The organism is Klebsiella sp. A-Nf5, assembly GCF_002810545.1.
Lineage (GTDB): Bacteria > Pseudomonadota > Gammaproteobacteria > Enterobacterales > Enterobacteriaceae > Klebsiella > Klebsiella variicola.
Genome location: NZ_PIOG01000283.1, coordinates 1 through 1,465 on the forward strand (window position 1 = coordinate 1; position 1,465 = coordinate 1,465).

A 1,465-nucleotide genomic window follows, 5' to 3' on the forward strand; every position below is an offset into this window, starting at 1 on the left:
GAGTGCGCGACCAGAGCCGACGGGAACATACAAAGCATATGCTCCGACTGCGTCGTACCGGTCAAATAAACGGTCAGCAGGTGCCGGAAATCATCATTCTGAATTCGCACGATGGCGCATCAAGTTTTCAGTTACTGCCGGGGATATTCCGAAGCGTCTGCACCAATTCGCTCGTTTGCGGACAGTCGTTTGGCGAGATCCGCGTGCCACACAGGGGCGACGTTGTCGGGAAGGTGATTGAGGGGGCCTATGAGGTTCTCAGCGTCTTTGAGCGGGTGGAAGAGAAACGTGAAGCCATGCAGTCCGTGCAACTCCCGTCACCCGCACAACATGCACTGGCTAAAGCGGCGCTCACATATCGTTTTGGGGAAGAGTACCAGCCAGTAACTGAATCGCAAATTCTTGCTCCTCGACGCTGGCAGGACGAGAGCGATGACCTGTGGACCACTTACCAGCGCATTCAGGAAAACCTGCTGAAAGGCGGGCTAAGTGGCCGTACCGCGCAGGGGAAACGTACCCACACCCGCCCAGTAAACGGGATTGATGGCGACGTTAAGTTAAACCGTGCGCTCTGGGTGATGGCGGAGAATATGCTGAAACTGTTGGACAGGTAATCATCCGCGCCCCGCCACCGAAATCAATCCCCGGCCCGAGACCTACATTCGACTGCATAAGGAAAAATTAACATGACCGACATTATTAATATTAACGACAACCATCAGCTACCTCTGCAGGCTGGCGATAACGGTTCTGCACCTGCTCTGACAGCCACGCCCGTACCGGACGAACAGCGTGTGGAGTTCTGGCCGCAGCACTTTGGTAACATCCCGCAGTGGATGACCCTTGAACCGCAGGTCTTTGCGTGGATGGACCGGTTCTGCGCTGACTACAGCGGTGGTATCTGGAATTTTTATACTCTCAGCAACGGCGGGGCCTTCATGGTTCCGGAAACGGACAACGATGCCTTCTGGTCGCTGTTCAACGCCATGAATGGCAACGCCGCAGACATGAGCGCCGAAGCTGCAGGGATTGCAGTCTGTCTTGTCGCTTACAGTCATCACGCATGCCGCACAGAATGCGATGCCATGACGGAACATTACTGGCGTCTGCGTGACTATGCGCTGCATCACCCGGAATGCAGCGCCATCATGCGCATTATCGACTGAGTGTCCCGCCATGCCGTATGAACTGTCTCACCTGAATGCCCTGTGGGATGCGCTGGGGAAAACAACGGTCAGGGATGAGGACGGTGACGTTGTGATCGACGAACCCTTCCTGCATTTCCCGACGGGTTCGTCGTTGCGGTGAAGCTGTACAACACATCCGTCCCGGATACGTCAACAGACAGGAAAAGCAAATGAATACCACCACGTGTCCCCCTGACCGCGGGGGAATATCTCCCGTCGCACAGCGCACTATCAGACGCGCACTGACCCTGCTGGAACACCAGTTACGCGAACCCGGC

At 55.9% G+C, this 1,465-nt stretch carries 3 protein-coding genes; all 3 read left to right on the plus strand.

All coding sequences use genetic code 11. The features are described 5' to 3' along the window. Positions 1-614: DUF932 domain-containing protein (locus CWM53_RS29850; protein ID WP_100750909.1), on the plus strand; the 614-nt coding region annotated here is incomplete at its 5' end. A 72-nt stretch (positions 615-686) separates the two neighbouring features. Further along, positions 687-1,166 carry an antirestriction protein gene (locus CWM53_RS29855; protein ID WP_100697433.1) on the plus strand — a complete coding sequence of 160 codons (480 nt, stop codon included), beginning with the start codon at positions 687-689 and terminating at the stop codon, positions 1,164-1,166. 10 nt (positions 1,167-1,176) lie between these two features. Beyond that, positions 1,177-1,308: a hypothetical protein gene (locus CWM53_RS32185; RefSeq protein ID WP_264755260.1), complete on the plus strand. Its 132-nt coding sequence runs from the start codon at positions 1,177-1,179 to the stop codon at positions 1,306-1,308. Positions 1,309-1,465 lie beyond the last annotated feature (157 nt).